Raw genomic sequence first — 22559 nt, 5'->3', positions numbered from 1 at the left:
TTTAGGATGTGTTTGGATGAAAAGTATAAAGAGTAGGCTTTGGGGAAGTCATTTTGTTGTAATATTTTTAACCGTAATAATTTTGGAATTAATTTTATTGGTAAGTATTAAAAATTATTATTATAAAGGAATTGAAGAGATTTTATATAAGCAAGTAAAAATATCTAGTAATTTTTATAGCAAGTATTTAGCAAACAAACCATTGGATACTGCAGCAGATGATTTGATAGAAAGCTTTTCTTATTCTACCAATGCTGAAGTTCAAATAATTGATAAAAATAAGAGGATTTTATGTGACTCTATAGGAATTGCACCAGGAACTGAAATAGATTCTTTTGAGATTAATTTAGCACTAAAGGGAGGTACATCTTCATGGCAAGGTAATCAGCCTTATACAAATGAAATAGTAATGGCTGTATCAGCACCTTTAAAAATTAATGGAAATGTTGTAGGAGTGCTGCGTTTTATAACATCTCTTGAAGCTGTTAATTTATTGCTAAAGAAGATTTTGATAATTTCTAGCTTGATTGGGATTTTGGTTATTTTATCTATCACAATAGTAAGTATAATGATTTCCAATACTATAACGAAACCTTTAAATCAAGTCACTGATGTGGCTAAACAAATGGCACAAGGAGAATTTTCTTTAAGAGCAAAGAAAAAATATGATGATGAGGTTGGAAGTATGGCAGATACCTTAAATTATATGGCACAGGAAATATTAAAGAATGAAAAACTTAAAAATGAGTTCATATCTTCAATATCTCACGAACTTAGAACGCCCTTGACATCTATAAAAGGGTGGGCATTAACTTTAAAGCTTAAAGAATTTACAGACACTATTAAAAGGGACGAGGGGCTTGATATTATAATAGAAGAAAGTGAACGTTTATCTTCTCTAGTAGAAGAACTCTTAGATTTCTCCAGGTTTCAAGCTGGTAAAATTACTCTTAATATTGAATCAGTAAAGATTAAAGAGCTGCTATTTAACATATTAAAACAAATGCAGCCGAGAGCTGAGAGAAATGGCATAGAATTAAAGCACAATATTATAGATTTACCATATATTAAAGCCGATAAAAATAGACTTAAGCAGGTTTTTATAAATGTACTAGATAATGCTTTGAAATTTACATATGAAGGTGGCAGCATTAATATATACACTTCAATTCAAGAAGAGAATGTTGTTGTTTCAATAGTGGATACTGGATGTGGTATAAAAAATGAACAGTTACCTAATATCAAGAAAAAGTTTTATAAAGGAGATATAAACAAAGCAGGTAATGGTATTGGACTTGCAATTTGTGATGAAATAATATTGATGCATGGTGGAAAATTATATATAGAAAGTAGCTTTGGTGTAGGTACAACAGTTAAAATAGCATTGAAAATAGAATAATATTAAATCTTCTCTCAAATGCAATAAAATTTACTGAACCTAAAGGAAGTAGAATAGGATTAGCCTTAATTAAGGCATTATTAGAAAAGTAGGATAAGTATATTTCCTACTTTTTTATTGTTCAAAGTGACCAAAATAATTATTAAAATTTATTTAAATGCACATAAATAACTAAAGGTGGTTGACTATTGGTAAATAATAGTAGAAAATAATAATATAATAGTAAAAAATATAAAATGTTTTTAAAACATGTGTAAACAAATAAACAATACAATAAAAAAGGGGTAAGCTAAATTTCTTAAACGTGGGTTTAATACATCATGATTAGGGGGATTTTTATGAAAAAATTAAATTTGAGGTTAAAAAACAGAAAAATAAATAAGAAAATAAGAAATAGAAAAACAAATATAGCCTCTGATTTAAAAATAAGAAATAGTATATTAAGAAATATGGTAGTAACTTTTAGTATGTTAATTATTATATCTTTGGCAGCCTCCAGTGTAAGTACTTTTTTTATAACTAAAAATAGAATAACTAATGAATTTAAAAGTTCAACAATGAATGTACTAGAACAAAATAAAAAATATATTGATTTGGTAACAGGGAATATTGAGAATATATCAATGCAAATTCTTAATAATAAAGAGTTAAGTCAATTATTAACTAAGCATACTGATGATTATTATGAAAATTTCATGGATAATGAAAAGCTATGTGATATTTTAAAAGCCTTTACTGCAGGAAGTAGTTCGAAATTTATACAGAGTATATATATATATGGTGATAATGGAAATTATGCAAGTACAAATAGAAGTAATCTTGCAAATAAAGACAAGCTAAAAGCTGTGCAGAATGAAGATTTTTATAAAACAGCAGTAGAGAAAAATGGGAAAGCAGTATGGTCCAAGCCTCATAAGGATGTATATAATTTAGATGATAATTTAACTATTAGTTTAATAAGAACTATAATAGAAAATTCTAATTTTAAAAAATGTGGAATGCTTCAGATAAACTTTGATGTAGAAGCTTTAGATTCAGTTTTAAAAGATACTACATTAGGTAAAACCGGATATATATTTATTGTAAATAAAGATGGAGTAATTATGTCACATAAAGATTCCAAATTAATAGGTACGAAGTTGAATACAAGTTATTACAATAACATAGTGAATTCCAATGAGGGAACTTTTAAGTATAAAGATAATAAAAACATGTTTGGAGTTTATACTACATCAGATGTAACAGGGTGGAAGTTTATAGCTGTAGTTCCTCAGAGTGAATTATATTCAACTGCTATGAACATAGGATTAATATCTTTAATCATAATGGTAGTATGTATATTAATATCTATAATGGTTTCTATTTTTACATCCCTAAGAATTACAGAACCTATTAAAGAGATTATAGGAATCACAAACAAACTTTCAAAAGGAGATTTTACGGTTAAATCCAATAAATATAAACTTAAAGAATTAAATGAATTAGGGGACAATTTCAATAGTATGATAAATAATTTAAGAAGTATGCTTGCAACTACAACGGAGTTATCTTCACAAACCAATGCTTCTTCTATTGAACTTTATGATTTGTCAGAAAATATCAGAACTTCCTCTAAAGAGATTGAAGCAGCAGTTAAAGAGATAGCGGAAGGTTCTACTAGTCAGACAGAAGAAACATTAAAGTGTGTTGAATTTTCAAGTAATTTCAATAATCAAATGGCACATACTATAAATTCTATAAGTAATGTAAGCAGTGCTACACAAAATGCTATGGATGTATTAAAAAATAGTAAAAATACAATAAATACGTTAAAAAATACATCTTATAATAATTCACAAGCTATGTCTAAGTTCACAGAAATTATTGCTCAATTAGATAATAATACAAAAAGTGTGCTAACTATATTGAATAAAATCAATCATATAGCCAAACAAACCAATTTATTATCTTTGAATGCATCTATTGAGGCGGCAAGAGCAGGAGAAGCAGGAAAAGGTTTTGCAGTTGTTGCAAATGAAGTTAAAAAATTAGCTGGCCAATCTGAAGAGGCAGCTAAACAAATTAAAGAAATATTAGATGGAATAAATGAATCTATAAACTTATCAATGAATATGTCAGAAGAAGTAAAAGATGCCTTTAATGCAGAATCAGAACAAGTAAGTTCAACCATAAATACTTTTGAAGTTATAGATGATTCAATAGAAAATATAGAGAAAGCAATGCAGGAAATTATGGAAGACATAAATGTAATAAATAAAGATAAGGAAACTCTGAACGGATCAATAAACAATATAGCAGCGGTTTCAGAGGAAAATACGGCGGCTACAGAAGAAGTTACTGCTTCGGTGTATCAGGAAATTGAATTAAATGATAAGATGTATTCATTATCTAAAGAATTAAACGATAAGTCAGCAAATTTAGAGATGGTTTTGGAGAAATTTAAGTTTTAGAAAATATGTTAATCACTACATGTTTTATAGTGGTTAGCATATTTTTTATTTATATTTAAGTACTAAAGTAAATATAAGATTAATACTTAAGTCGGAATAAATACTATTTAGTCTATTAAACCTTTGTTGAAGTTTTTTAATAAATTGATCATTGAGTAATGAATATTGATAATTGCAATATTATTGTTAAAAATATTGACTAGCAATAGATGATAGGGGACAATTAAATATGTAAGAGTGGAGGGGGAAGAATGAGATTCTTTGATGACTTAAATTATACTGAAAAGAAAAATATATTTTATAAAGAACCAAGCTATATTACCAATATTACTTCTAAGGAATATTTATCTTATGCCTTAGGGGCAACTCTCTATATGCCAGCTTTAAAAGAGGATATTTTAGAGTTGGTTTTAGAGAAGAAATATAAAAGATTGACTTCTATGGTTTTATGTTTAGAGGATTCAATACCAGAAGAAAGAGTAAAAGAGGCAGAAAATAACTTATTAAGAGTTTGCAATAAAATAAAAGAGTCTATAAAGGAAGAAGAATTTAAAGAAGAGGACTTGCCTTTAATATTTGTAAGAGTAAGAAATATAGAGCAGTTTAAAAGATTATTAGAATACAAAGATGTTTTTCAATGTCTAACAGGTTTTGCTTTTCCCAAATTTGATTGCAGCAATGGGAAAGAATATTTACAAATTTTAAGAGAGTTTAACAAAGGGATATCTCATACTTTATATGCTATGCCAATTTTAGAGTCAAAGCCAATAATTTATAAAGAAACTCGAATGAAAGAATTATTGAGTATAAAGAAATTATTGGATGAAAATAAGGAATATGTATTAAATGTTCGTCTTGGAGGAACTGATTTTTTAGGACTTTATTCTATAAGACGTAATATTGATAATAGTATATATGATATAAAAGTGGTAAGCGATTGTATTTCAGATATAGTAAATATATTTTCAAGAGCAGAAGAGGAATATGTCATATCAGGACCTGTATGGGAATACTTTAATTCTAATCCAGACAATAGAATTTTAAAACCTCAGTTAAGAAGAAGCCCTTTTGTAGAGCATTTAGGTAAAAGAGGAATTGAAAAAAGAGAAGATTATTTAGAAAAATCTATAGATGGTCTTATTAAAGAGGTGGTTTTGGATAAAGCAAACAGCTTTATTGGAAAAACTATAATTCATCCAAGTCATATTTCCATTGTAAATGCTTTATATGTTGTTACAAAAGAAGAGTATGAAGATGCTATTGCTATTGTTGAGGCTAATAAAAAAGGTGCATATAAAAGTAAATATAGCAATAAAATGAATGAAATTAATCCTCATACTAATTGGGCAAATAAAATATTAAAAAGAGCTTATGTATATGGAGTGTTCAATGAGGATAAAAGCTATGTGGATTTATTCTAGAGGGGGACAAAATGAAGAAAACACTAAGTATTTTAGATAAAATTGCTGTAGATATACAAATTTCAGAAAATATATTTAATTTTGAATTAGAGGATTTGTTTTTAATGGCGGCAAGAAAAAATCCTAAAAGAGCTTTTCTGTTTGTGAGCAAGCTTCTTGGAAAACACATACCTGTAAATCCCAAGCAGGCTATTCTGACAGGGAGACTTATAGGAGTGATGATAGGTGAAAAAATAGGAGCTATTAAAGAAATAAATTATTCTATCATTTCTAAGGCTTTAAAGGATGACAAGTTTAGTGATGAAGCATTAGTTTATGCAGATAGTAAGTTGATTTCCCTAAATAAACATACTCTTTTTGTTGGTTTTGCAGAAACTGCCACAGCTCTTGGTAACAGCGTATTCGCTCAATTCAAAGGAGATAACATTTACTATATTCATACTACTCGTGATGAATTATTGCAATGCAGGTCAGCTTTTAATTTTGAAGAGGAACATTCTCATGCTGTTAGTCATTTTTGTTATCCTTTAAAGGAAGAGTTTTTATCTGGATTTGAGAGAATAGTTTTAGTGGATGATGAAATAACTACGGGAAAAACAGCTTTAAATCTTATAGAAGCCATTAATGATAAATATCCTAAAAAAGAGTACATAATAGCTTCTATTTTGGATTGGAGAAGTGAGGAATATATTAAAAGGTACAAGGACTTGGAAGAAAAGCTAGGAGTAAAGATAAATGTTGTATCCTTGTTGAATGGGCAAGCCACTTGCAGCAGCCCTTCCATAGAAGGAATGGATATACACTATGAAAATTCTTGCCATAAGAAAATAGAACATATTCATGAAGAATTTTATCAGGTTGATTTTCCAGCAATAAAGGCAGAAAAGAATTTTACCGAAATAAATAATGAAGGGGTAGTAGTAAGAAATTATTTCTTCAAAATAAATAATTGTAGAGAATTTACGAGAATTCTAGCTAGTGAAGATAAAAAGAATTACAGCTATTTAGATTTCAGCGGCAGATTTGGAATTGCTCATGATGAGCTTAAAGAAATGGAAAAGATGCTATCCAATTTGGTAAATACAATAAAGCCCCTTGATGAAAAGGTTCTTGTTTTAGGTACGGAAGAATTTATGTATATTCCTATGTTAATGGCTTCTTTAATTGAAGGTGCTAAATATCAATCTACAACTAGAAGTCCAATTTATGTTGGAAAACAAGAGGAATATGCAATAAAATTTGCAGCTAAATTTAATAATCCTTTTGATAAAGACGTTATTAACTATGTTTATAATATTGGACAGGATATGTACAAAGAAGTTTTATTTGTAACAGAGAGAGAAATAGATGGAAAAAGTAAAAATGAGTTAATAAACTTATTTTATAGTGCAGGAATTGAAAAGATAAATTTTGTTTATTTTACAAAACTAAAGAGGAGGAGTTTGTGAATGAGATTTCAACACCTTAAAGAACCTTCTCCTATTGGAAGTTATTCCAGGGAGGATGTTACATTTCTTTTGAAGGATATTTCAAATTTAATTAAGGAACAGGATAATGAAGAGAGAGAGAACATAATACAAAATGGAGGACATTATTCAGAAATGCTTCCTATAGAGTATTTTCCAACAAAAGAGTATATGGATATATTCTACAAAACATTAGATTCGACAAAAGAGAAAGTAGCCAAGGCAGCTGCGGTTGTAGGAGAACTTATATATAGGGAAAAGAACGGAAATGCAGTCATTGTATCCTTGGCAAGAGCGGGAACTCCCATAGGAATTTTGATAAAGAGATATTTAGAAATGAAGTATAAAAAGAAAGTTCCTCATTACAGTATATCAATAATCAGAGGTAAGGGGATAGATGAGAATGCTTTAAAGTATATTTTAAAGTATCATAATCCAGAAGATATACAGTTTGTAGATGGGTGGACAGGCAAAGGAGCTATAAATGAAGTACTAAATGAGGCAGTTTCGGATTTTTATAATAAATATGAAATTAAGTTAAGTGATAAATTAGCTGTTTTAGCAGATCCAGCTCATTGTGTAGAATTATATGGCACTCGTGAGGATTTTTTAATTCCTTCTGCGTGTTTAAATTCAACAGTATCAGGATTAGTTAGCAGAACAGTATTAAGAGATGATATTATAGGAGAACATGATTTTCATGGGGCAAAATACTATAAAGAATGGCAGGATGAGGATGTTTCTCAGTTATTTATAGATACCATAACAACTTGTTTTTCCAATATAGCTTTTAATGAAAAAGAAATTGAAGAAATAGACAGTAAGGTTTATAACAAGGGAATTAAAGAGGTAAATGAAATCAGAGAAAAATATGATATTACAGATATTAATTTGGTTAAGCCTGGGGTAGGGGAAACAACTAGGGTACTTTTAAGACGTGTGCCGTGGAAGATACTTGTTAATGATATTAACAATCCAAACTTAAAACATATTTTAATATTAGCGCAGGATAGAGCAGTTCCAGTAGAAGTATATAAGAATATGAGCTATTCATGTTGTGGCCTTATAAAATCTAAAGCAAAGGGGATAATACAATGATTTTTGCATCAGATTTAGATAGGACATTAATTTATACGAAGAAATTGATTGAAGAAGAGAATGAAGATATTGTATTGGCTGAGAGATATCTTGGAAAAGAATTAAGTTATATGAAAAGTGGTGTAGTTGAAAAAATAAGAAAAATAATGAAGAATAATGTTTTATTTGTTCCGGTAACTACTCGTACCATAGAGCAGTATAACAGAATTTTTGTGATTAGTGAGTATATAAAGCCTGATTATGCTATTGTGAGCAATGGTGGGAATATATTGATAAATGGAAAAGTTGATACTGAATGGAGAAATATTATAAGAAAAGTAGTAGATAAAATTACACATTATAGATTTGTTGAAAAGAAATTTTTAAACAGTTTCACGGATACTTCATGGATTGATAAAATGGTTTTAAGAGATGAATTGTTTTTTAGTGTTCATTTTAAAGATAAAGAATTAATAAATGTTAGTGAATTTATTAACTTTAAAGATTGGGCTGAAGAAAATAATTGGACAGTATCTTTGCAAGGAAGAAAATTATATATAGTACCAAAACCAGTTAATAAATGGGATGCTCTTCTTTATTTGAAAGATAAAGAAGAAAAGAAAAAAATCATATCCGCAGGGGATTCTTTTTTAGATTACCCATTATTAATTAATGCAGATTACGCAATATGTGCATCTCATGGAGAATTAAAGAGCTTAATAGAAGAGAAGATTTTGAAGCAGGGTCATATTTCTTTAACGGAGGAAAGTGGAATTAATGCTTCTGAGGAGATATTAGAAAGAGTGGAAAGCTTACTTTAGTTTGCAGATTTTAAGGTGAGAATTACAAATATAATAAAGTAAAAATAAGAATATAACTGTTGATGGTTTTTGTCTGAATATTTGATTTTTAAAAATATAATATATATAATATTAATATGATGTAATAAATTATTAGGATAAAATAATACACAGAGTTTTAAATATTAAACTTTCTTTTAGATATGTATCTAAAGGAAAGTTTAAGTATATATTTACCAAATTAATAAGAAAGAAGGTAATTAATATGGCAGTTAGTTTAACAAAAGGTCAGAAAGTGGATTTAACAAAGACAAATCCAGGGTTAACTAAGGTAATAATTGGATTAGGATGGGATACAAACAAATATGATGGTGGAAATGACTTTGATTTAGATACAGCTGCTTTTTTAGTTGGTGCAGATGGGAAAGTAATATCTGACGGTGATTTTATTTTCTATAATAACCTAAAGCATTCTTCAGAATCTGTAATTCATCTTGGGGATAACCGTACAGGAGATGGAGAAGGAGACGACGAACAAATAAAAATAGAGCTAAATAAGGTACCAGATCAAATACAAAAAATTGCTTTCACAGCAACTATTCATGAAGCTGAAGCAAGAGGACAAAATTTTGGTCAGGTTTCAAACGCATTTATCAGAATTTTCAACGAAGAAACTAATGAAGAATTAATAAGATATGATTTAAGTGAAGATTACAGTATAGAAACAGCAATAGTAGTTGGTGAATTATATCGCCATAATGGAGAATGGAAATTTACTGCAGTAGGGAGTGGATTCCAAGGTGGACTTGGAGCACTTTGTGGAAATTTTGGAATAAATATTGGATAGATAAAAGTTTTTCGGGGGGAACACTATGGCTATTAATTTATCGAAGGGACAAAAAATCAATTTAACAAAAGAAGTACCAGGGTTAAAAGAGGCAATCATTGGGCTAGGCTGGGATACAAACAAGTATTCAGGAGGATATGATTTTGACTTGGATGCTTCTGCTTTTTTAGTTGGAGAAAATGGAAGAGTAAATGATGATTTGGATTTTGTGTTTTATAACAATTTAAATCATCCTAGTGGTTCAGTAATACATACTGGAGATAATAGAACAGGAGATGGAGAGGGAGATGATGAGGAAATTATCATTGACTTTTCTAAGATTCCTGACAATATTGGGAAAATAGCAATAACAGTAACTATTCATGAGGCAGTACAGAGAAGTCAAAACTTTGGACAAGTTTCAAATGCCTTTGTAAGACTAGTTGATAAAGAAACAGGAGCAGAAGTTTTAAGATATGATTTATCAGAAGATTTTTCTGTTGAAACTGCATTGATATTCTGTGAAATATACCGTCATAATGGAGAATGGAAATTTAGTGCAGTAGGAAGCGGATTTCAAGGCGGATTGGCAGCCCTTTGCCAAAACTATGGATTAGATGTCTAAGAGTAAGGGACAATATGCTAGGTGCTAGGTGCTAGGTGCTAGGTGCTAGGTGCTAGGTGCTAGGTGCTAGGTGCTAGGGATATAACTTAGTACCTAATCAATGGAGGGATAAAGAATGGCTATTAATTTACAAAAAGGTCAGAGAATAAGCTTAACAAAGGATAATACTGGTTTATCTAAAATAATGGTTGGTCTTGGATGGGACCCAGTAGAGCACGCAGGAGGCAAAGGACTTTTGGGAAGTTTATTTGGTGGAAGTGCTCCAGAAGTAGATTGTGATGCATCAGTATTTATGTTGGATGCAAATGATAAGATAAAATCAAAAGAAGAAATAGTTTACTTTGGAAACTTGAGTCATAAAAGTGGCGGTGTTCGTCATATGGGAGATAATCTAACTGGTGATGGTGATGGTGATGATGAACAAATTATGATTGAACTTGCAAAGGTTCCACAGGATATAATAAAATTAGTTTTTGTTGTAAATATTTATGATTGTATAAAACGTAAACAGCATTTTGGAATGATAAAAAATGCTTTCATAAGAACTGTAAATCTTTCTAATAATCAAGAAATGCTAAGATATAACTTAACTGATGATTATGCAAACAAAACTGCTCTTATAGTAGGAGAGATATATAGACACGGAACTGAATGGAAGTTTGGTGCAGTGGGAGAAGGAACTAATTCTACTAGTATAGGAGAAATGGCGAACAGATACAGATAAGAATAAAATTGTGTAACAATTTTATTCTAGTAACCAGTCGCCAATCCCCAGTCACCAGTAAATGAAGTTTTGCTAAGGCAAAACCTAAACTTAAATAAAAGAAAGAGCAAGAACATAGAGAATTTCTATATCCTTGCTCTTTTTTATGTTTATTTTTACTGAATTTAAAATTTTTAATCTTCTTTTTTCTGGCTACTGGTTACTGGTCACTGGCTACTGAAAAGTGCTCCGCACTTTTTCTTATTTTGTGTTATTATTAAGTTAATTGATTATATACGAGGTGATTTGTTTGCTTCAGTGGAAAGAATTATATGAAGAATGTAATAGATGTAATAAATGTGGATTAGGAGAAAAAAGAACTAACATGGTTTTTGGGGAAGGAAGTCCAAAGGCTAAGCTGATGTTTATAGGAGAAGCGCCTGGAAGGGATGAAGACAGAACGGGCAGACCTTTTGTTGGAAGAGCTGGTCAGTTGTTTGAAAAAGGGGTTCAGGCTTTAGACTTAGTTCGCGGAAGGGATTTTTATATAGCTAATATATGTAAGTGTAGACCGGAAAATAATAGAACGCCTTTTGAAGATGAAGCAATGACATGCATTCCCTATCTTAGAAATCAGGTAGCGCTAATAAAGCCCAAAATAATTGTTTGTCTTGGAGCTACAGCTATGAAATATATAATAGATCCTAATTGGAGAATAACTAGAGATAGAGGAAAGTGGATAGAAAGAAAGGGATGTTATTTAACTTGTACATTCCATCCCTCGGCAGTTTTAAGAGATGAAAGTAAGAAAAACAGCTTTTGGCAAGATCTTAAAAATATTAAAAGAAAATACGATGAGATAGAATAAAGCAAACTAGACTTTAAAATAGAAATACTCTATTTTTAAGTCTAGTTTTTTTTTATTTTATCTAATTATTTTTAATTTCTGTTATGTTTTTCTTTACGCTGGGGATTGGTGATTGGCAACTGGGGAATATAAAAATGTTATTGCGTAACATTCTTATCATAAGATTTGTTTAATTAGGTTAAAATACTAATATATTAGTCAGAAGTTATGTGGAGGATTAAGTAATGAGTAATGAAAGTGTTTCTGACAAACAAGGTATAGCTACCATAGTTTTATTTTTAATAGGAACTTCTTCAATGAAAGTAATGGGAATAGAAGCTGGAAAAGATATGTGGTTAGCTATTCTTTTGGCAATATTAATGGCATTACCTATGATTCTTATATATGGGGAACTTCATTATATGTTTCCGGGAAAAGATTTATTTGATATTTTTGAGATTTGTTTTGGTAAGGTTATTGGTAAAGGAATAATTGCTTTATATACTTGGTATTTATTCCAAGATGGAGCAATAATTTTAAGAAATGTATGTCAATTTATTAATATAACAACGTTAGAAGCAACTCCCTTAATTGTTATAGAAACATGTATTGGCATTTTATGTATGTACATGGTAAAGACAGGAATTGAAACTATAGGGAAAAGTGCAGAGTTTTTTTTACCTATACTGCTTATTCCTATGTTTATTACAATAGTGTTATTAACTAAATATATGGATATAAACAGGATTTTACCTGTTTTATATAATGGTATAAAACCAATTATAAAAGCAGCTTATTTAGAATTTACATTTCCATTTGGAGAGATGATAGCATTTGCTGTTTTTTTTTCTCATTTTACAGATAAATCTTCTTATAAAGTTTATATCTTAGGTTTATTAATTGGAGGAAGTATAGTATTTATAACCTCCTTAACGATAGGTTTAACGTTAGGGATTGGTACAGCTAAAATTATATATTATCCTGCATATGGAGCTATTTCGCTGATAAACATAAGAGAATTCCTTACTAGACTTGAGCTTATAGGTGCTATCGTATTTACTATAGGCGGAATTTTTAAAGTAAGTGTACATCTACTGGTCACCTGTAAAGGAATAGCTAAAATTTTTCAATGTATGGAGTATAAGTTTGTAATAACACCTATTTCTTTACTTATGAGTATTTTATCTTATACTGTGTATGATTCTCCAATGGAGTTTTGGGAGTGGGATGCAAAGGTATGGGTTTACTATATTATACCTTTTCAAATTATTTTTCCTATTATAACCATAATTATTGCCAAAATAAATAATAAATCATCTGAAATTAATTTAAAATAAGCATAAAATTTTTGAAAGAGGTTTTAAGTATGAATAATACATCCAATATGCAACAGGTACCTATTACAGGAATTTTAAACAAAGATATTCAGCACTTTAGAGATATTTTTAAAGAAGATGAAACTATTTTATATAGAGAATTTAGAAGTAGGGATAATAGCATAAATTGTTGTATTATTTTTATAGATTCTATGACAGATAAAGACTTATTAAATGAATATGTTATAGAACCTATTATTATGAATTGTATAAATGAGAATATAGAAGATGAAAGTATAGCTGATTTTTTAACACATAGAATATTATCTTCATGTAATATTAAAAGTACAGATGAGCAGAAAGAAATCATAAGTGCTGTATTGCGTGGTGACACAGTACTGCTTTGTGATGGAAGTAAAGAAGCTTTAATAATAGATGCAAAAGGTTGGAGCATAAGAAATATTACTGAACCTGCATCAGAAGGTGTAGTTAGAGGACCTAGAGAAGGATTCAATGAATCTATGGATACTAATATTTCTTTAATAAGGCGAAAGATTAATTCTGAGCAATTAAAATTTAAGTTTAGAGAATTAGGGAATATAACAAAAACCAGGATATGTATTTGCTATATACAAAATTTAGTATCAAGTGAGATACTTGACGAATTAAATAGAAGGCTAGATACAATTAAAATAGATGGTATTTTAGAATCAGGTTATATAGAAGAGTTAATAAAAGACCATCCTTGGAGTGTTCTTAATACCATAGGGTACACGGAAAGACCAGATGTGATAGCAGGTAAATTGTTGGAGGGAAGAATTGCATTAATGGTTGATGGAAGTCCTAATGTGTTGACAATGCCTTTTATATTTATGGAGTATTTCCAAACTAATGAGGATTATTATAGAAATTTTATTTTCTCATCTTTAAACAGAATAATAAGAATAATAGGTTTTGCTTTGACAACCAGTGTACCTGCTATATATGTAGCATTAACAAATTTTCATAGTGATTTATTACCTACTAAATTACTTATTAGTATTTCAGTAGCTAGAGAAGGCGTGGCCCTTCCTACTATAGTTGAAGTATTACTTATGCTTTTAACATTTGAAATATTAAGAGAGGCGGGTACCAGATTACCTCAAAATATAGGTCAAACTATTAGTATAGTTGGAGCATTAGTTTTAGGAGAAGCAGCGGTAACAGCAAATATAGTAAGTTCTCCTATGGTAATAATAGTTGCTACCACAGCAATTTCCTGTTTCTTATTACCAAAAATGTATTCTGGATTATTAATAATAAGATTAATTTTCTTAATATTAGCCTCTATTTTGGGGTTATATGGTTATATATTAGGAGTAATGGCGATAGTTTTCTATTTAATGTCTTTAAAATCCTTTGGAGTAGAATATATGTTAAAGACTACATCTATAAGCAAAGAAGATGCAAAAGATACTGTAATAAGAAGTTCATGGTTATCTCTAAAGAAGCCTAAATTTATTATAAGAAAGGGAAAAAATAAACAATGAAATGTTTAAAAAAAACCTTGTTAATATCTGTAGTATTGATAAATGCTTTTACTTTTTCAGCATGTTGGGATTATAAAGAACTTTCAGATGTAGTTAATATAGCAGGAGTAGCTATAGATAAAGTTGAAGACAAGTATATTTTAACACAAGAGATTATGATACCTACCCCTGAAAAAGGTGGAACTAAGGTGAGATCACAAATTGTTATTACTGAGGGAGATAGTATATTTGATGCTATAAGAAAGAGTATACCCAAAACTGGTAAAAAGATCTATTGGAGACATGCAAAGGTGGTTATTATAAGCCAAAAGATTTGTGAAGAAAACATAATACCTGTTATAGATTTTATAAATAGAGATGCTGAACCAAGAGGAAATATGAAATTACTTGTTTCAAAGGAAAATACAGCAGGAGAAATATTGAATAATCCGGATAAAGCAAAAGATCAAGTACTTTCATATAAAATTAATAATACATTAATTTCACAAGTTTATTCTGCAGTATATCCAGTTATAAATGTATGGAGATTTATAGAGGACTTAAGTAAAGAAGGTGCTTCGCCTATAGTTCCTTCCATAGTCAATGTAAAAAATGATGATAAGAAAGTTTTTGAAGTGTATGGAAGTTATGTTTTTAATAAAGATAAATTAGTAGGGTGGTTAAATGGTGATGAATCTAAGAGCACATTATTTATAAAAGATAAAATAAAATCAGGAGCAATAGTAGTAGAGAGTTATATGGAGGGAATTAAATATACAAACACTTTAGAAATTTTAGGCAGTAAGACTAAGATTAAGCCTATATATAAAGATAATAAAATTACATTAAACATCAATGTGGAAACTGATGTGGCAATAGCTGAACTAGACCAAAAAAGAAATTTTATAGATGAAAAAGGAAGAAAAATTCTAGCAGAAGATGCTGAAAAGTTTGTAGAAACTAATTTGAATAATGTTATACATAAAGTACAGACGAAATTTGGAAGTGACATCTTTGGTTTTAGTTCTGAGATACAAAGAGATATGCCTAAGGTCTGGAAAAAGATTCAACCATATTGGGAAGAGGAATTTAAAAAAATAGATACAAATGTACAGGTAAAGATTAATATAAAAGGTAGTGCATTAATGCAAAAACCTATTGAGGTGAAGTAGTAAAAATGACTTTAGTTATAATAGTTTTTTATATAACAGTTATGGTTTTAGAAGGTAGAGATTTTTTGAAAAATAATCAAAAAAAAGAAATGGGGATTTATTTTATTGCCATGACAGCAGCTTTAGTATTGAGTGTTTTATTAAGCTTAGGAGTTAAAATACCTAGTCCCGCTCCTTTAATTGAAAAAATAGTTAATATGATTGTGGGGGGGTAAAAGGCGTATCGATACAATTGACCTGGTGAGCTTCTTGTGAAATAATACAGATATACCTAGGGGATATTTGTAATTGTGCGTGCAATATAATACTAAAATAATGATTTGGGGGAATTAACATGAATAATAGATATGAATTAAATAAGAATTTAGCACAAATGCTTAAAGGTGGAGTTATTATGGATGTAACAACTCCTGAAGAAGCAAAAATCGCTGAAGAAGCTGGTGCTTGTGCTGTTATGGCTCTTGAAAGAGTTCCTGCTGATATTAGAAAAGATGGTGGAGTTGCACGTGCTTCAGATCCACAAATGATTAAAGGTATTCAAAAAGCTGTTTCTATTCCAGTTATGGCGAAAGTAAGGATTGGACATTTCGTTGAAGCACAAATTTTAGAAGCTCTTAAAGTTGATTATATTGATGAAAGTGAAGTTTTAACACCTGCTGATCCGACTCTGCATATTGACAAAAAAACTTTCGAAGTTCCTTTTGTTTGTGGAGCTAAAAATCTAGGTGAAGCTTTAAGAAGAATTGGTGAAGGTGCTTCAATGATTAGAACTAAAGGTGAGCCTGGAACAGGTGATGTTATCGAAGCAGTTAAACACATGAGAATGATGAACTCTGAAATCAGAAGAATTCAAGGTTTATTGAAAGAGGAATTAATGAACGCTGCTAAAGAACTACAAGCTCCTATTCATTTAGTTGAATATGTTCATGAACATGGAAAACTTCCTGTTGTAAACTTCGCGGCTGGCGGTGTTGCTACTCCTGCTGATGCTGCAATGATGATGCAGCTTGGTTGCGATGGTGTATTCGTTGGTTCTGGAATTTTCAAATCTGGAGATCCGAAAAAAAGAGCTAGTGCTATTGTAAAAGCTGTTACACACTTTAATGATGCAAAGATACTAGCTGAAGTATCAGAGAATCTTGGAGAAGCAATGGTTGGGATCAATGTTTATTCAATAGACAAAGAAGAAAGAATGGCTAATAGAGGATACTAAAATGAAAAAGATAGGTGTTTTGGCACTTCAAGGTGCATTTAATGAGCATATAGAGATAATCAAATCACTAGGTCACGAAGGTATTGAGATAAGAAAAGCAGAACAACTCAATAATCTTGATGGAATTATTTTACCTGGTGGCGAAAGTACAGCAATGGGAAAACTGCTTGATGATTTTCAAATCAAAGAAACTTTAGTAAATAAAATCAACAATGGTCTACCAGTATGGGGGACTTGTGCAGGAATGATTCTTCTAGCCAAAAATATTGGAGAGCAAGAAGAGGCACATCTTAAAGTCATGGACATACATGTAAAAAGAAATGCTTATGGCAGTCAATTAGATAGTTTTATTATTGAAGAAAATGTACCTGAGATTTCTGATAATCCTATACCTTTGGTTTTTATTAGAGCCCCGTATATAGAAAAGGTAGGGAATGGAGTAGAAATTTTAAAAGAACTTGACGGAAAGATTGTTGCTGCAAAAGAGGATAATATGTTAGTAACTTCCTTTCATCCTGAACTAACTGGGGATAAGTCTGTTCATAAATATTTTATTGAGACTTTCTTTTAGATTTACAGAATATACTGTAGAATAAAAAATCTGTATCTTTTAAGTTAAAAGATACAGATTTTTTATTTTATGTGTTCGTGATTATGCAAGTGTTCCATGCAGTATTCATAATGTCCATTACATTTTGAACAATATCTGAATTCCATATCAGGATCATCTTTTTCAGTTATTCCACAGACAGTACATTTGTGGAAGGTTGATTCCTTTGGTATATTTGCATTAAATTTTTTTCTATTATAGTAAGTCTGTCTGTTAGTTTTTGTACGAGTAATTATATCTTTTCCAAAGAATATAAAATAGTTAATAATAGAAACAACAGCAGCAAGCTTATATGGAAGTGGTTCAAAAAGTACAGTATAGCCTATGAATATCCAGTTAAGCATGGCTAAATATTTCATTTTTACTGGTAATATGAAGAATAATAATATTTCATAATTAGGATAAATACGGGCAAAGGCTAAAAATAATGATAAATTTAAGTAAGAGCCTGTAAGCGAAGTTCCTAAGGCAAAAGAAACGATAGTTGTTCCTAGCATACCTAAAAGATAATAAAGATTAAATCTAAAGCTTCCCCATTCATGTTCTAAGCCCGTTCCTATCATATAGTAAAAATAAAGTGCAAAAATAAGCCAAAATGGTGAAAGGGCAGGAGGAATAAATATATAAGTAATTAATCTCCAAATTTGCCCTTGCATAACTAGATTAGGGTTTAGTATTAATATATCAGTATATAATGGATTAATATAAGTTAAAAAAAATACAAGTCCATTTAAACCCACAATATAAGTCATGAGATTTCTTATGGCTAAATGACCATACTTTCTCTCAAGTTTATCAAACCAATGCATAAAAACACTCCTTTTCTAAAGTAGGTTGTAGAAACCTTATTCTTCTACATTTTTAGAATAAACACATCCACAATAATCCTGTCTATATAAATTATATTCTTTACTTAATTCAATGGAACGTTTATATCCATTTTTCTTTTTAAAATCTGAATTAAGAAATTTCACATCAAATTCTTGTGCTAATTTTTCTCCGATTTCGTTTATTTTTTCAGCATTTTTATGTGGACTTATAGATAATACAGTTGTAAAGTAATCAAAATTCAATTCTTTAGCTTTTTTAGCTGCTTCTCTTAATCTTAGTTCATAGCATTTAAAGCAGCGAAGCCCACCTTCGCGTTCTTCTTCTAAGCCTTTAGCTATATCAAAGAATTCTTCAGGCAAATACTTTCCTTCAATAAAAGTTATCTTTCTTTTAACTGGAAGATTTTCTATGAATTCTTTTTGTTCTTCCACTCTTTTTCCGTATTCTGATTCTGGATGAATGTTAGGGTTATAATAGAACACTGTAATATTAAAGAATTCGGAAAGATACTCTAAAACATAACTGCTGCATGGTGCACAACAGCTGTGCAAAAGAAGGGAAGGAACTTCATTGGAAGCTGAAAGTTCTTCTAATTTTTTATCTAATATTTTTTGGTAGTTTATTTTCATTTCATAAAACCTCTTTTTATGATTATATTTTAGGTAAATACTTATTTGTGTATAATGATATCACTATAAGCTATATTTTTCCATAGATAAAAAAAGAATACAGAGATAACTGCATTCTTTTTCTTCTTTTAATTTGGTTGTTTTTCTGTTGGTGAAGGTTCTACATAAAAAACAGAAGGTATTTTTCTTTCACCTGAAGACTTATAAGGATTGCTTATTACTTTTCCTTTATAGTACATTGTAGATGAGGAACCACCGTCTAAATTAATAGCATTATATGCTCCATATTCATACAATATATCTTGTAATTCCTTTAGAGTTACAGCAAGTCTTCCTATATATTTACCGTCAATTACTAGTAAAAGAATACTTCCATCTTTTCTTTGGCCGATAGCAGTTCTAGGGGCTGTTCCCCAACCGCCATCACCAGAGGTTATAGTTTTTTCACCATTTACTATTAAGCATGGTCCAAAGGAAACTGCTTCTGTAACATTAAGATTGTTTAATTCTTCCACAGTATGATTTCCTACTACTAAGGTTCCATACTTGGTTATACCGGCTATACAGCTTTTTTCACCTTCTTTTAAGCTGTTGTAAACTATCTTACCGTCAGAAATTATTATTCCAGCAGCACTGCCGCTAGAATCTGAGGTGCTTTCAGGATCAACAGAATTTGCAATAAAGCCTCCAGCATTTATTGCAGCCGCAGTATTATAACGTTCAGCAATTTCACTGGTGGTTTCTCCGCTTTCACCTAATTTTTGCGAATATCCCACTTTAACTTTTTTGGGATTCTTAATTACAAGAAGGTGACCCGTAAATTTATCTCCATTGATATAGTATCTCTCTATTTCATTTGTATCTTTAAGATTATTATTTATTTTGCTGCTTATTCGCTCATTTAATTTATTTATATCTGTTTGAACTATATTGTTAACTGTATTCCTTTTAAGAATTTCACTTATATGTTCTTGTGATAAAAACATAGTAGCAATCCACTGATGAGTTGAAGTGGTCATGGCAGAGCCTACTACTGTAGCTTTTACATTTTCAAAAGGACCATAATAAAGTAAAAAAGGAGCAGTTATCATTGAAAAAACAATTTCAAATATTAGAAACCATTTCTGGGTAAATTTCCCTTTGAAGGAATCTCTTTTTAACATATACACCACCCTAATATATTCTATATTAAAATCACCAATTATACAAGCTGTTTTCTGCTATTAAAGAAGGTCCTATATGACATATAACAGGCTATAAAGGTTGCAATTGCTGTGGTCGACAGCAGCATGAAAGTTACCATTATTTGATATTTTATAGCTTCTAAAGGAGAAGTACCAGCCAGGATAAGTCCTGTCATCATACCTGGTAGTGAAACTATTCCTAAAGTTTTCATGGAGTCTATTGTAGGTATCATTCCTGTTTTAATACTGTCCTTAATTATCTCTTTAGAAGAAGGAAGAATATCAGCACCCAAAGCAAGCTTCACTTCAACTTCATTTCGCTGTTGTTTAAAATTGGTTATAAGCTGTTTGTAACATAGTCCTATAGCATTCATAGAGTTTCCTATAATCATTCCACTAACAGGAATTACTTGATAAGGTTTGTATTCAATAGCACCTGCAAAAATTAACACAGAAAGAGTTATTATAGAACCAGAAGCTATGGAAATAAAAGAAATTATCAAACTGTTTTTTATATTTTTCCCACGTCTTTTTGCATTCAATGATGCGTTAAAAATCATAAATAAAAGGAGTAGGGTAGTGAATATAGGATTTTCCATTCCAAAAATAAAGTTTAATATGTATCCCACAGCGATAAGTTGAATTACAGCACGAATAACTCCTATAATAATTTCTTTTTCTAGCTTTAAATTTTGAGAGTATGAGAATCCTAAGGATATCAAAGCTAAAGATGAAGCTGCTATCAAAGACGGAATACTTATTGATGTACTGCTCATTTTAACACCTCCAGGGATTTTATTTTGCCATTTTCAATAGTTAAAAGCTTATTAGCATGTTTTTTACTTTGATCAATATTGTGTGTTACCCAAAGAATAGTAGTTCCTTTGTTGTTTAAGTCTTTTATTATATTTTCAACAATAAGTGTGTTATCTGTATCAAGTGCAGAAGTAACTTCATCTAATAATAATACTTCAGGCTTAAATATAAGGGTTCTAATAAGAGCCAATCTCTGTTTTTCGCCGCCAGACAGCTTATCTACGTTTTTATCAATGTAGTCTTTATCCATTTTAAAGAGAGAGAGTAATTCATAGATTTTATCAAAATGAATTTTTTTTCCTCTTATTTCATAAGGAAAAGCGAGATTTTCCAATACAGTATTCCCAAATAGGTAAGGTAGCTGATAACAGTAAGCACACTGCTGTCTTATTTCTAGTGGGGAGTATTGCGTAATATCTTTATTCTTAAAGCTAATAGAACCTTTACTAGCACTTACAAGATTACTTATTAGTTTCAGTAGTGTGCTTTTTCCACCACCAGAAGGACCTATTATGGAAATAAAGTCTCCGTGCTCCACCTTTAAATTTATATCTTCAAGTATATTTTTCTTTCCATCATTAAAATAAATATTTTCAAATTCTATAATAGACAAGTGTTACACCTCCATACATTAGCAGATATATATATTATATTTTAAATTTGTAAGGGAATAAACTTAAACTTTAAGTTAGAAATGTTAAATATTTAATAACGATAAAAAAGGTATATATAAAGGTATACAGAAAAAAATGTCGAAATAGTAATATTAAGTAACTAATGAAAAGAGGGATTAATATGGCAGTAAAGCATGAGTTGTTGTATAAAGGTGCAAATACTATGTTAAAAGTATGGCTTGATTATGGTGAGTCCATTAAAGCAGAATCAGGAGCTATGGTTGCAATGAGTTCCACTATAGATGTAGATGGTAAGCTGGAAGGAGGTCTATTTGGAGGAATAGGGAGAATGCTGGCAGGAGAAAAGTTTTTCTTCCAGACTTTGAGAGCTTCCAGAGGAAATGGAGAAGTTTTACTTTCACCTAATGGCATTGGTGATATAATGCCTTTAGAGATGGATGGTTTTAATAATTATTTAGTTCAAAAGGATGGATTTTTAGCTGGTTCGGATAGTCTCAATGTATCAACTAAGATGCAGGATCTTGCAAAAGGACTTTTCTCAGGAGAAGGATTCTTCGTACTTAAAGTAGGGGGTAAAGGAACTTTGTTTGTAAGTTCTTATGGATCAATTCACCCAATGGATATTAACCCAGGTGAAGAAATGGTTATTGACAACCAGCATCTTGTTGCATGGCCAGAAAATATGGATTTTTCTATAGAAAAGGCATCAAAGGGTTGGATATCTTCAATTACTTCAGGAGAAACCCTTGTATGCAGATTTAGAGGACCTGGTAGAGTATATATTCAAACAAGAAATCCTCAGGGATTTGCACATTGGATAAGACAATACATTCCAGCGAAATAGAATAAAATTGTGTAACAATTTTATTCTAGTAACCAGTACCCAGATATCAGTAACCAGTGAAGGAAGTTTTGCTAAGGCAAAACCTAAATTTAAATAAGGAAAAGAGCAAGAACATAGATGTTTTCTATATTTTTGCTCTTTTTTATGTCTATTTTTATCAATTTAAATTCTTTAATTCTTTTTTCTT

At 30.2% G+C, this 22559-nt stretch carries 22 protein-coding genes; 17 read left to right on the top strand and 5 right to left on the bottom strand.

The genetic code is table 11. The features are described from left to right. Positions 1 to 16: 16 nt before the first annotated feature. The 16 genes from OIO11_RS10535 to pdxT all read left to right on the top strand — a co-directional run bounded on the left by OIO11_RS10535 (position 17) and on the right by pdxT (position 17394). Positions 17 to 1399, top strand: coding sequence for a sensor histidine kinase (locus OIO11_RS10535; protein WP_268071418.1), 1383 nt, complete (start codon positions 17 to 19; stop codon positions 1397 to 1399). A gap of 338 nt (positions 1400 to 1737) precedes the next feature. Then, entirely contained in the window at positions 1738 to 3849 is a 2112-nt protein-coding gene (locus OIO11_RS10530; RefSeq protein WP_268071417.1) for a methyl-accepting chemotaxis protein, read from the top strand. Positions 3850 to 4100: 251 nt separating this feature from the next. Further along, on the top strand, positions 4101 to 5270 hold the full coding sequence (locus OIO11_RS10525) for an HpcH/HpaI aldolase/citrate lyase family protein (RefSeq protein WP_268071416.1): 1170 nt from the start codon (positions 4101 to 4103) through the stop codon (positions 5268 to 5270). Between the two features lie 11 nt (positions 5271 to 5281). Beyond that, positions 5282 to 6718: a phosphoribosyltransferase family protein gene (locus OIO11_RS10520; protein WP_268071415.1), complete on the top strand. Its 1437-nt coding sequence runs from the start codon at positions 5282 to 5284 to the stop codon at positions 6716 to 6718. Beyond that, complete coding sequence (locus OIO11_RS10515) at positions 6719 to 7834, top strand: cysteine protease StiP family protein (protein WP_268071414.1); 1116 nt, start codon at positions 6719 to 6721, stop codon at positions 7832 to 7834. It abuts the gene before it with no gap. Next, complete coding sequence (locus tag OIO11_RS10510; RefSeq protein ID WP_268071413.1) at positions 7831 to 8634, top strand: HAD family hydrolase; 804 nt, start codon at positions 7831 to 7833, stop codon at positions 8632 to 8634. The genes OIO11_RS10515 and OIO11_RS10510 overlap by 4 nt, the downstream gene beginning before the upstream one ends. Before the next feature lie 244 nt (positions 8635 to 8878). Continuing rightward, complete coding sequence (locus OIO11_RS10505; protein WP_268071412.1) at positions 8879 to 9460, top strand: TerD family protein; 582 nt, start codon at positions 8879 to 8881, stop codon at positions 9458 to 9460. Between the two features lie 25 nt (positions 9461 to 9485). Beyond that, positions 9486 to 10064, top strand: a complete 579-nt coding sequence (locus tag OIO11_RS10500; RefSeq protein ID WP_268071410.1) for a TerD family protein — start codon at positions 9486 to 9488, stop codon at positions 10062 to 10064. Between the two features lie 115 nt (positions 10065 to 10179). Beyond that, on the top strand, positions 10180 to 10788 hold the full coding sequence (locus OIO11_RS10495; RefSeq protein WP_268071409.1) for a TerD family protein: 609 nt from the start codon (positions 10180 to 10182) through the stop codon (positions 10786 to 10788). Between the two features lie 289 nt (positions 10789 to 11077). Next, positions 11078 to 11635, top strand: coding sequence for a uracil-DNA glycosylase (locus OIO11_RS10490; protein WP_268071408.1), 558 nt, complete (start codon positions 11078 to 11080; stop codon positions 11633 to 11635). Between the two features lie 224 nt (positions 11636 to 11859). Then, positions 11860 to 12951, top strand: a complete 1092-nt coding sequence (locus OIO11_RS10485) for a GerAB/ArcD/ProY family transporter (protein ID WP_268071407.1) — start codon at positions 11860 to 11862, stop codon at positions 12949 to 12951. Between the two features lie 29 nt (positions 12952 to 12980). Then, a complete protein-coding gene (locus tag OIO11_RS10480; RefSeq protein WP_268071406.1) occupies positions 12981 to 14459 on the top strand; it encodes a spore germination protein in 1479 nt (492 codons plus the stop codon). Beyond that, the gene (locus tag OIO11_RS10475) at positions 14456 to 15610 is read left to right on the top strand and encodes a Ger(x)C family spore germination protein (RefSeq protein ID WP_268071405.1); all 1155 of its coding nucleotides are present in this window, start codon (positions 14456 to 14458) and stop codon (positions 15608 to 15610) included. Before OIO11_RS10480 ends, OIO11_RS10475 begins: the two co-directional genes overlap by 4 nt. Positions 15611 to 15615: 5 nt before the next feature. After that, positions 15616 to 15825, top strand: coding sequence for a hypothetical protein (locus tag OIO11_RS10470; RefSeq protein ID WP_268071404.1), 210 nt, complete (start codon positions 15616 to 15618; stop codon positions 15823 to 15825). 119 nt (positions 15826 to 15944) lie between these two features. Continuing rightward, positions 15945 to 16823, top strand: coding sequence for a pyridoxal 5'-phosphate synthase lyase subunit PdxS (gene pdxS / locus OIO11_RS10465; protein WP_268071403.1), 879 nt, complete (start codon positions 15945 to 15947; stop codon positions 16821 to 16823). Position 16824: 1 nt separating this feature from the next. Next, positions 16825 to 17394 (top strand): pyridoxal 5'-phosphate synthase glutaminase subunit PdxT, encoded by a 570-nt coding sequence (pdxT, locus tag OIO11_RS10460; protein ID WP_268071402.1) that lies wholly within the window; start codon positions 16825 to 16827, stop codon positions 17392 to 17394. Positions 17395 to 17456: 62 nt separating this feature from the next. Here the strand turns inward: pdxT and OIO11_RS10455 are convergent, their stop codons facing one another. The 5 genes from OIO11_RS10455 to OIO11_RS10435 form a co-directional block, all read right to left on the bottom strand. Beyond that, the gene (locus OIO11_RS10455) at positions 17457 to 18242 is read right to left on the bottom strand and encodes a rhomboid family intramembrane serine protease (RefSeq protein ID WP_268071401.1); all 786 of its coding nucleotides are present in this window, start codon (positions 18240 to 18242) and stop codon (positions 17457 to 17459) included. Between the two features lie 36 nt (positions 18243 to 18278). Continuing rightward, positions 18279 to 18893 carry an epoxyqueuosine reductase QueH gene (locus OIO11_RS10450; RefSeq protein WP_268071399.1) on the bottom strand — a complete coding sequence of 205 codons (615 nt, stop codon included), beginning with the start codon at positions 18891 to 18893 and terminating at the stop codon, positions 18279 to 18281. Between the two features lie 128 nt (positions 18894 to 19021). After that, on the bottom strand, positions 19022 to 20056 hold the full coding sequence (locus tag OIO11_RS10445) for a phosphodiester glycosidase family protein (RefSeq protein ID WP_268071398.1): 1035 nt from the start codon (positions 20054 to 20056) through the stop codon (positions 19022 to 19024). 38 nt (positions 20057 to 20094) lie between these two features. Then, complete coding sequence (locus OIO11_RS10440; protein ID WP_268071397.1) at positions 20095 to 20853, bottom strand: ABC transporter permease; 759 nt, start codon at positions 20851 to 20853, stop codon at positions 20095 to 20097. After that, a complete protein-coding gene (locus tag OIO11_RS10435; protein ID WP_268071396.1) occupies positions 20850 to 21506 on the bottom strand; it encodes an ABC transporter ATP-binding protein in 657 nt (218 codons plus the stop codon). Before OIO11_RS10435 ends, OIO11_RS10440 begins: the two co-directional genes overlap by 4 nt. Positions 21507 to 21688: 182 nt before the next feature. Between OIO11_RS10435 and OIO11_RS10430 the strand changes: the two genes are divergently transcribed. Beyond that, positions 21689 to 22372, top strand: a complete 684-nt coding sequence (locus OIO11_RS10430; protein ID WP_268071395.1) for a TIGR00266 family protein — start codon at positions 21689 to 21691, stop codon at positions 22370 to 22372. Positions 22373 to 22559 lie beyond the last annotated feature (187 nt).

This window comes from Clostridium sp. ZS2-4 (assembly GCF_026719745.1).
Lineage (GTDB): Bacteria > Bacillota > Clostridia > Clostridiales > Clostridiaceae > Clostridium_H.
The sequence above is the reverse complement of the archived record's forward strand: the minus strand, read 5'-3'. Positions and strand labels throughout refer to the sequence as shown.

Bases quoted from the DNA above. Each gene is read 5' to 3' on its own strand.
- OIO11_RS10535 (WP_268071418.1), top strand. From the start codon at position 17: ATGAAAAGTATAAAGAGTAGGCTTTGGGGAAGTCATTTTGTTGTAATA.
- OIO11_RS10530 (WP_268071417.1), top strand. From the start codon at position 1,738: ATGAAAAAATTAAATTTGAGGTTAAAAAACAGAAAAATAAATAAGAAA.
- OIO11_RS10525 (WP_268071416.1), top strand. From the start codon at position 4,101: ATGAGATTCTTTGATGACTTAAATTATACTGAAAAGAAAAATATATTT.
- OIO11_RS10520 (WP_268071415.1), top strand. From the start codon at position 5,282: ATGAAGAAAACACTAAGTATTTTAGATAAAATTGCTGTAGATATACAA.
- OIO11_RS10515 (WP_268071414.1), top strand. From the start codon at position 6,719: ATGAGATTTCAACACCTTAAAGAACCTTCTCCTATTGGAAGTTATTCC.
- OIO11_RS10510 (WP_268071413.1), top strand. From the start codon at position 7,831: ATGATTTTTGCATCAGATTTAGATAGGACATTAATTTATACGAAGAAA.
- OIO11_RS10505 (WP_268071412.1), top strand. From the start codon at position 8,879: ATGGCAGTTAGTTTAACAAAAGGTCAGAAAGTGGATTTAACAAAGACA.
- OIO11_RS10500 (WP_268071410.1), top strand. From the start codon at position 9,486: ATGGCTATTAATTTATCGAAGGGACAAAAAATCAATTTAACAAAAGAA.
- OIO11_RS10495 (WP_268071409.1), top strand. From the start codon at position 10,180: ATGGCTATTAATTTACAAAAAGGTCAGAGAATAAGCTTAACAAAGGAT.
- OIO11_RS10485 (WP_268071407.1), top strand. From the start codon at position 11,860: ATGAGTAATGAAAGTGTTTCTGACAAACAAGGTATAGCTACCATAGTT.
- OIO11_RS10480 (WP_268071406.1), top strand. From the start codon at position 12,981: ATGAATAATACATCCAATATGCAACAGGTACCTATTACAGGAATTTTA.
- OIO11_RS10475 (WP_268071405.1), top strand. From the start codon at position 14,456: ATGAAATGTTTAAAAAAAACCTTGTTAATATCTGTAGTATTGATAAAT.
- OIO11_RS10470 (WP_268071404.1), top strand. From the start codon at position 15,616: ATGACTTTAGTTATAATAGTTTTTTATATAACAGTTATGGTTTTAGAA.
- pdxS (WP_268071403.1), top strand. From the start codon at position 15,945: ATGAATAATAGATATGAATTAAATAAGAATTTAGCACAAATGCTTAAA.
- pdxT (WP_268071402.1), top strand. From the start codon at position 16,825: ATGAAAAAGATAGGTGTTTTGGCACTTCAAGGTGCATTTAATGAGCAT.
- OIO11_RS10455 (WP_268071401.1), bottom strand. From the start codon at position 18,242: ATGCATTGGTTTGATAAACTTGAGAGAAAGTATGGTCATTTAGCCATA.
- OIO11_RS10450 (WP_268071399.1), bottom strand. From the start codon at position 18,893: ATGAAAATAAACTACCAAAAAATATTAGATAAAAAATTAGAAGAACTT.
- OIO11_RS10445 (WP_268071398.1), bottom strand. From the start codon at position 20,056: ATGTTAAAAAGAGATTCCTTCAAAGGGAAATTTACCCAGAAATGGTTT.
- OIO11_RS10440 (WP_268071397.1), bottom strand. From the start codon at position 20,853: ATGAGCAGTACATCAATAAGTATTCCGTCTTTGATAGCAGCTTCATCT.
- OIO11_RS10430 (WP_268071395.1), top strand. From the start codon at position 21,689: ATGGCAGTAAAGCATGAGTTGTTGTATAAAGGTGCAAATACTATGTTA.